Raw genomic sequence first — 7101 nt, 5'->3', positions numbered from 1 at the left:
ACAACGGGTTAAATCTAAGTTTAACAATTACTTACACAGCGACGTATCGCACCCACTCGCGGTTGATGCTGTTGCTCCGGCTGTATCGGGAGAGCGACTGCATATTCCTCGCGGACTTCTCGAATTTCTGCAAATTTTCCTCGCTGTTGTCGATAATCACATACTGGTTGTAGATGTGGTTACAGGAAAGCAGCAGCCCCACGGGGGAGGCGAAGGAGAGGCGGCAGTCCGAACGGTCGGTGGAGAGTTTCTCGTAGCGGATGTCGGTAGCCACCTTTCCGGGCATATCCTCCGCGTTGGAGAGGGTGTGCAGGCACAGGCGGTTGTCACCGATGCGCATTTCCCTTGCCGAGAGGTCGATGTCCTGCAAGGCCGTGTCGCCTTCGGGCATGAGCGAGAAGTAACGCTCTATCAGCCCAGCGGACTTCTCCGTCCCGACAAGCTCGTCGGTGGAGAGGCGGCGCAGCCTGACAAAGCCGCTGTCGTTCATGATGCGCTCGAACTGTTCGGCGGCTTCCATGAACTTCCCGGCGGTTTCCCTGTCCAGCTCCTTCGGGATGATATGTCCCCGGCACAGCGTACTGAAGTTGCTCTGCATCCGGTTACGTTCCTTCGTCGTCTTGGTCAGGTAGAGATAGCAGGAGTGTTTCAGGTACGGACGCTCGTTGAAGTGTCGTTCAAAGGAGCGGCTCAAAAAGCTCATGTCATCCTTTTGCAGTTCCGGCTTGTAGCGTTCCTTGATGAAGTCGGGTAGGTCAGGGACATTACTGCCCCTTTCCCCCCTAAGAACCGTACGTGAGAGTTTCCCCTCATACGGCTCAAGCAACTCAATGCTTTTATTTCTACATAAAAGCCGGCTCATAATCCTCTGTTTTTAACTGGTAATAACTTCTGCGGCAACCGTCATGAAGAAGAAAACTATCCATTCGGTTATTTGTCAGCTGTTTTACGACACTCCAAGAGTGTTCGTTGTCTATCGGCTCACCACAGTAGGGACAGCAGCGTTGTTGTCTCTTCCAGAGATGCAGCAGTGATTTATACCCGTTGAGCGATTGGAGCATTTTGTAGGTTTCCCTGTGTTCAAAATATTCCTTCCACTGCGGGTCGTATGGGTTTGCATCCCCTTTGATTTTTACAAACCGCTTTATTTTGGTGTCGTACAGTCGTTTCAGCACGATTATACTTTCGGGTTTTCTCTTGTTGGGAGTGACCGCGAAAGTCCATTTACGGTTGTTAATCTTGTGGAAATACTTGTCAGCAACCCAATACTTCCCCTTTTTCGGGTGTCGGCGTTGTGCCCACTGCCATAACTTTTCGAAGATCAGTTTGTCAGCTTTCCTGAAAGTCTTGGATGATACGGAGTAGCGATAGTAATTCGCCCAACCCGTTATGATCGGGTTCAGTAGTCTTATCAGGGATTCCTGTTTTGCTCCCTTATGAGCTTCGATGGTTTCCCGGATTTTGACCATAAACCTTTTCAGACTCTCTTTTGACGGTTTTATCAGAAGTTTTCCGTTATACTTGCGAATGTTGTATCCGAGAAAATCGAATCCTTTGCCGATGTGAGTTATCTTCGTTTTTTCTTCTGACAGGGTAAGCCCCCTTGCATGGAGAAACTCACGAACAATAGGCAAGATCTCGTTTTGCAACAATTCCTTCGATGCTCCGGTGATTACAAAATCATCGGCGTACCGTATAAGGTGTACCTTGTAGCTGGTATAGACGCCCTTTTTACAGTGTGTCTTAAACCGTCTTTTCAGTACCGCCTCCAATCCGTCAAGGGTCATATTGGCAAGGGTCGGCGATATGATACCGCCTTGCGGCGTGCCTTCAACCGTCGGGAATAGCTCGGAGTTGTAAACAAAACCACTGTTCAGCCATTTGCGGAGCATCACTTTATCCATCGGGATATTATTCAGCAGCCATTCGTGGCTTATGTGGTCGAAACAGCCTTTGATGTCCCCTTCAAGTATCCATTCGGGCGATACGTCTTTTGCGAGTACACAGAAGCATTGTTCCCTTGCATCGAACGTGCTTCGTTCCTTGCGGAACCCGTAGGAGTTGTTGTCGGCTGTCGTTTCAGCTACCGGCTCCAATGCCATCAGATACAGCGCCTGCATAGCCCTGTCTTTCATGGTAGGAATACCCAACGGCCGTTGTTTGCCGTTCTTTTTGCTGATATAGACCCGTTTCAACGGTTGGGGATTGTATCCCCTGCGTTTCAGTTCGCTGATTGCCTGAAACTTCGCTTTTGGGGTTTTCCATAATACACGGTCAACCCCTGCTGTCTTTTTACCTTTGTTAGAGGTCACCCGCTTTACGGCCAATGCTTTGGCGTAAAACGAATGCGTTAGCATCCACTGTAAAGCTTTCACTTTACCGTATCTGCCTTCTTTTTGAGCCTTTACAATACGTGCTTGTAGCTTTTTAACCGCAATTTCGCACCGGAGCCAGTCTATGCTGTCCCAAGCGTTCGATTTTCGGTCAGTCGATGCACACGAAATTTCTAATTCGTTCATTTGCGTTTCAACTTTAAAAAGTTCTAAAAGTTTCTTGTAAAGAGTCACCATGCGGAAGTCTGCCCGCTTTCGCGTAGGGTAACGTTGAAACCCCTATCCGCCCCATTACAGGACGGCATTCGCTTTTTCCGCATTCCTGTGCCTGCATCCCGTTCGGCCTTCCTTACGGTCGGCTTACCTGTTTTCGTAGGAGAGATACAGGTTTTCCATGTTCCGTGTAAGTGACAAAGAGAATGGGTTAGAATCTGTCATTCCGCCGGCAGCAGTGTGGTTCGTGTAACCCCAGACTGGAGAGGGTTATCCTCGCTGCACCCGTTTCCGGGCTTGAGCCTGTCAGTATCGTTTGGCTCATTCAAACTAACGACGTTTAGCGACAGTTCACATGTGTTATTCATACCATTCAAGCCAAGCTCCCGCGCCGTCTGATACTGACGACGATTGTTTTCCCCTCACGGTTCAAACTGCCCCTTTCGGGCGGGCTACCTTGTCTGGGCAGCTTAATACAATTAAGGTGCATCTGCCCATAGGCTACTGCTGACGAAACAGCAGGTTTAATCTTTGTTTTATGTCATACTCGATGACTTAAATTATTTGTTAAACAATCACTTACACGACATCATGTCGCACCCAGTCCTGCTTATGCACGACGCAGAAGTCCGGCAGCACCTTGATAGCCTTGCACCAGCAGCCGTGTATTGCCTCGTACTCCGCGCCTGTCACGGTATAAAGCTCCGGCAGTTCCACCTCGAAAGCCACCGTGATGTCGGCGTCTTTGGAAATGATGCAGCCATGCTCCACCGACAGCAGCGGGAACTTGTTTTCCAGTGTTGTCATTTTGGATGTATTTCTCATGTCGTTTCTTCCTTTCGTTGCCGTTTGAATAATCGGGTGATCCGCCGCCGGTTGATAAGGTATCGGGGATGGCTCCTTGCCGCTCCCAATTTCATCAGCCCGTGTTCGCCGTACCGGGCGTTCAGCGCGAAGGTCTGCCATACGAGGACGGAAGACGATGCCGCGCCGAAGCCGATACATATCCACTGGTCGATGCCGACCATGTAGAGGATGACGAACAGGACGAAGAGAGCCAGCAGACCTCCGCAGAAGATGAAGAGGTACTGAGCCTTTAGACCCTTGAACTCAACCGGACGGCCGATACCCTTGTTTATCGGGTATTCAGCCATACATTGTTTATTAAAGGAAGAATGAGCGCAGGATAGTCGCAGCGACAATCAGGAAGATACAAGCCCCGAACCATGAGGCGGCTGTCTTGCTCGTGTCGGGGTCGCCGGACGAGAACTTGCCATAGACTTTCACGCCTCCGATAAGACCGACCACCGCGCCGATGGCGTAGATTAATTTCGTGCCGGGGTCGAAATACGAACTCACCATAGAGGTGGCTTCGTTAATACCTGCCAGACCGTTTCCTTGCGCAAATACGGAGGCGGTTGCGGCAATCATGAGTGCCGCAGAGATGATGAACTTTTGTCTGATGTTCTTGTTCATAAACAGTTCTTGTTTTGTGCCGTCCAAAGGGTGGATAGTCCTTTTTCGGGCGGTTGATACTTGATTACTTTACTTTGGTTTAGTGGTTGCCCGTTTGTTTCTACGGACTTGGGTGTGTCCGTTGCGGATTGGCTGTACCTTGTACCGCCGTGCGCATGGGTGTCGTCATTTTACGTTTTCATTTCCATTCTTTTTTAGCTGTTATACATAGTTTCGGAAGTCGAACTCCTCGATGTTGTCGGGAATCACGAACACCTTTTCCTTTTGTTGTGTCACGGTCATGTTCACCGTGTCCACGAAAACTGCCATCGCCTTTGCAAGCCTCTCGCTCATTGTATCATCGGTCAGGCGTTCCGTTATTCTTGTGAAAAGCTCTGTCCCGTCCAGTTCCGTCATGACCTTTCCGGCGTGTCGCATTTCCTCATCGGATGGTGATTCCTTCCGTATGGTGCGTACTGCCATGTCAATATCCTCGAAGCTGCTTCCCGAAGCCTGCTTTTTGTCTGGTTCTTCATCCTCCGGTTCATCTTCTCCGTACTCCAGTTCCGAGGGCGGGATGCTCGTGAAGGTTTCATCGAGTTTGTCCTCCGGTACTTGTGTCGGGCGTGAGACGGTTTCCGTGTTTCCGTCGTCAAAAGTAGCCTCTTCCTCCGACAGCTCAATGCCTTTATCCGAAGTGGCGGCTTCTTGCGCCAGTATGGCAGCGGTTGTCCGGGTCGATGCCATCTTGAAACGGCTCTTGCCAATGATGTCCGAGGTGTCTGCGTGAGGTATTTCCTTATCCTTTCCTTGCTCTGCCACTGTACTGTCCAATGATCGCCACAACCCGGCAATATGTCTGAAGAAACGGATGAGCTTCGTGTCCATGATGCGGTCATAAAACAGCAGGAACAGGAACCACACGTTGCAAGCAACCGATACGATTAAAAACGCCTTTGTCATAATCTTACTTTTTGGGCGTTTTCAATCTGTTCCATGTACTGCTGCCCGTATTGCCGGAAATGGTCGCGGAGGATGTTGTCCACGAACTTGCCGATGCTCAAACCGTTTCCCATCCGACTGGCAACGATAGTGACTTTCTCATGAATTTCTCGGCTGATGTATATACATTGCCGCGTTTTGATTTCCGATGCTTCCAAGAAAACAGAGAGCGGCTTGCCCCTGCCTTCATCCTTGCGGAAGTCGCTGCCGGTCTTTTCCTGACCGTATCCGTTTGCACACTTTGCTGCATTGGCAGCGGTTCTTTCACTCTTTCCTGTTTGCAGGCACTCAGCCTGACGGTTCTTCTTTGTTCTTTTCATACTTCTTTGTTGTTTTTGGGGTATTTATAAATTATAGGATTCCATGTGCCGTTTGAACGATTCGTCTATCTCGTCTTGGAACAGCGTGAAATGGTGTGTCAGCACGTTGTCAAGAAAAGCCGCGATAGTCACCTCGTTGCCACCGATTACATGAAGCATCTTCTGTATGCGGTCGTGGTACTCCTTGCGGATATAGACCTGCTTGCCGAGTCTTGCCGTGACGTTGGACCCGCATATGAATACGGTGTCATAATCCAATTTTTCCGGCTTGCTGTTCCTGCGCCTGCGTTCCGGCTCCTCTTTGGAGTGCGAGGCAGGTGGAGAAACGGCTTCCTGTATCGCTTCTTTCGGAGGTGGAGAAGTAGCGTTTCCGTCCGTGCTTCTCGCTTCCGGCGGAATGCTTGTATCGTCCAGTCGAAACGAGTTGATTACGGCTTCGCTGTCGATGTCCTCGATTCTTGTTTTCTTTGCCATGCCATTCAGTTTTTGATGATGCCGAGAATCTCATCGACGAGTTTGTCGAGGTTGCTGCCGCGTACCAGTATTTTGTCCGCCGGAAACGCCGTGGAGCGGAATACTGCCTTGCGTTCTGCCGCCGTCTCCTTGCGGAAACGCTTGCTGTCCGGCAGATGTGTTTCCAGAATGGACAGGGCGAACTCGGCACAGACCTTGTCGTATGCTTTGTAAAGTTCCGTCTTTTCGCGCCCGTCCACCATGTTCCACACGAGGTAAATCCCTTTGATACCGGACTTGCCCGTGCTTATCATCTGTTCGTTGATAACGGTGGCGAACTTAATGGAACTCTCCATCACCACACGGTCGGCGATGATGGGCGTGAAGATGTAGTCCATTTTGGAAATGGTCTGCACCACATCGGCATTGTTGATGGTTCCCGGCAAGTCGAAGAACACGAAATCAAGGTCAGGCTGCGCTGCCACCAGATTTTCGGCAGTCTTTACCGCATCTTCCGCACGGCTGCATCTGATGGTGTACGGGTTCTTCTTCAGCCGTTTGAGCTGCTCATACGCCATCACCTTGTAATGCCCGTCCTCCATGACAGCTTTCATGTCGCGCTTGCGCATGTCATGGATACTGTACTGTGGAAAATCGCAGTCCACCACGGCTACGTTGTAGCCTTTCACATAGTGCAGGTAGCTTGCTACAAGCACCGTCAGGGTTGTCTTACCCGCTCCACCTTTCTGCGTGGAGATTGCCACATAAGTTGCTTCTTTCATTTGTTTGATAATTTATTTGGTTATACATCTGTCCGGTGGCGGTAGCGTATTGCCATTAGTACGTACGCACGCGCTCCCATTCATTTATTTATTCACTCCTTAATCCGGCTGTGCCTATGGGTAATCATCGGTTTGTCCAACCGCCCATGCTTTTATCCGTCCGCATGGACGTGTGCTTGGAAAACTGTCTGAATACATACACCTGTTTTCAACCGTTTGGATTGATGCCCGGATTGGTGTCCGAACATCCGGCGGAAGGAGTGTATTTTCAGTCCCACATCCGAATCACGCTGCAAATAAACAAGGATATTTTGGAACTTGTATTACTTCTCCGGCAAGTGGCAGCACGTTGCGTCGGTTGGCACTGATTGTCCGGGTCAAGCCCCTGTCCGATACCGCTTTAAGGGCGTAACTTTGCACCCGAACGGCAGGGTTCGCCGCAGGTGGCGCAGCCCGGAGTTTGAAAGGCATTCCCCCAATCCGTCCCCGACGGATTTTTATGTTCACCTGAACATAGCAAGGTATGTTTTCAGCCGCTCAAAA

At 50.2% G+C, this 7101-nt stretch carries 8 protein-coding genes and 2 pseudogenes; 1 reads left to right on the top strand and 9 read right to left on the bottom strand.

What is annotated here, in order from left to right:
- Positions 1 to 49 precede the first annotated feature (49 nt).
- The 9 genes and pseudogenes from KTR07_RS27535 to KTR07_RS27495 form a co-directional block, all read right to left on the bottom strand.
- A pseudogene (locus KTR07_RS27535) lies at positions 50 to 745 on the bottom strand (TraG family conjugative transposon ATPase); the annotation flags it as partial.
- A gap of 97 nt (positions 746 to 842) precedes the next feature.
- Positions 843 to 2519: a group II intron reverse transcriptase/maturase gene (gene ltrA, locus KTR07_RS27530; protein WP_005840044.1), complete on the bottom strand. Its 1677-nt coding sequence runs from the start codon at positions 2517 to 2519 to the stop codon at positions 843 to 845.
- Positions 2520 to 3146: 627 nt separating this feature from the next.
- A pseudogene (locus tag KTR07_RS27525) lies at positions 3147 to 3434 on the bottom strand (DUF3875 domain-containing protein); the annotation flags it as partial.
- Positions 3368 to 3700, bottom strand: coding sequence for a DUF4133 domain-containing protein (locus tag KTR07_RS27520; protein WP_007749041.1), 333 nt, complete (start codon positions 3698 to 3700; stop codon positions 3368 to 3370). The gene KTR07_RS27520 and the pseudogene KTR07_RS27525, both read right to left, overlap by 67 nt.
- 10 nt (positions 3701 to 3710) lie before the next feature.
- Positions 3711 to 4022, bottom strand: a complete 312-nt coding sequence (locus tag KTR07_RS27515) for a DUF4134 domain-containing protein (protein WP_008645856.1) — start codon at positions 4020 to 4022, stop codon at positions 3711 to 3713.
- A 201-nt stretch (positions 4023 to 4223) separates the two neighbouring features.
- Positions 4224 to 4964 (bottom strand): hypothetical protein, encoded by a 741-nt coding sequence (locus KTR07_RS27510; RefSeq protein WP_032567520.1) that lies wholly within the window; start codon positions 4962 to 4964, stop codon positions 4224 to 4226.
- Complete coding sequence (locus tag KTR07_RS27505) at positions 4961 to 5323, bottom strand: DUF3408 domain-containing protein (RefSeq protein ID WP_008645858.1); 363 nt, start codon at positions 5321 to 5323, stop codon at positions 4961 to 4963. The genes KTR07_RS27510 and KTR07_RS27505 overlap by 4 nt, the downstream gene beginning before the upstream one ends.
- A gap of 24 nt (positions 5324 to 5347) precedes the next feature.
- Positions 5348 to 5797 (bottom strand): DUF3408 domain-containing protein, encoded by a 450-nt coding sequence (locus KTR07_RS27500; protein ID WP_032567521.1) that lies wholly within the window; start codon positions 5795 to 5797, stop codon positions 5348 to 5350.
- Between the two features lie 5 nt (positions 5798 to 5802).
- Entirely contained in the window at positions 5803 to 6558 is a 756-nt protein-coding gene (locus KTR07_RS27495; RefSeq protein WP_008646093.1) for a ParA family protein, read from the bottom strand.
- Positions 6559 to 6790: 232 nt separating this feature from the next.
- Between KTR07_RS27495 and KTR07_RS28875 the strand changes: the two genes are divergently transcribed.
- A complete protein-coding gene (locus KTR07_RS28875) occupies positions 6791 to 6970 on the top strand; it encodes a hypothetical protein (protein ID WP_080728637.1) in 180 nt (59 codons plus the stop codon).
- Positions 6971 to 7101 lie beyond the last annotated feature (131 nt).

The organism is Bacteroides sp. MSK.20.82 (assembly GCF_019052485.1).
GTDB classification, from domain to species: Bacteria; Bacteroidota; Bacteroidia; order Bacteroidales; family Bacteroidaceae; genus Bacteroides; species Bacteroides thetaiotaomicron.
This window is presented reverse-complemented; position numbering and strand designations above follow the sequence as displayed.

Coding starts and splice junctions, on each gene's coding strand:
- ltrA (WP_005840044.1), bottom strand. CDS start 2,519: ATGAACGAATTAGAAATTTCGTGTGCATCGACTGACCGAAAATCGAAC.
- KTR07_RS27520 (WP_007749041.1), bottom strand. CDS start 3,700: ATGGCTGAATACCCGATAAACAAGGGTATCGGCCGTCCGGTTGAGTTC.
- KTR07_RS27515 (WP_008645856.1), bottom strand. CDS start 4,022: ATGAACAAGAACATCAGACAAAAGTTCATCATCTCTGCGGCACTCATG.
- KTR07_RS27510 (WP_032567520.1), bottom strand. CDS start 4,964: ATGACAAAGGCGTTTTTAATCGTATCGGTTGCTTGCAACGTGTGGTTC.
- KTR07_RS27505 (WP_008645858.1), bottom strand. CDS start 5,323: ATGAAAAGAACAAAGAAGAACCGTCAGGCTGAGTGCCTGCAAACAGGA.
- KTR07_RS27500 (WP_032567521.1), bottom strand. CDS start 5,797: ATGGCAAAGAAAACAAGAATCGAGGACATCGACAGCGAAGCCGTAATC.
- KTR07_RS27495 (WP_008646093.1), bottom strand. CDS start 6,558: ATGAAAGAAGCAACTTATGTGGCAATCTCCACGCAGAAAGGTGGAGCG.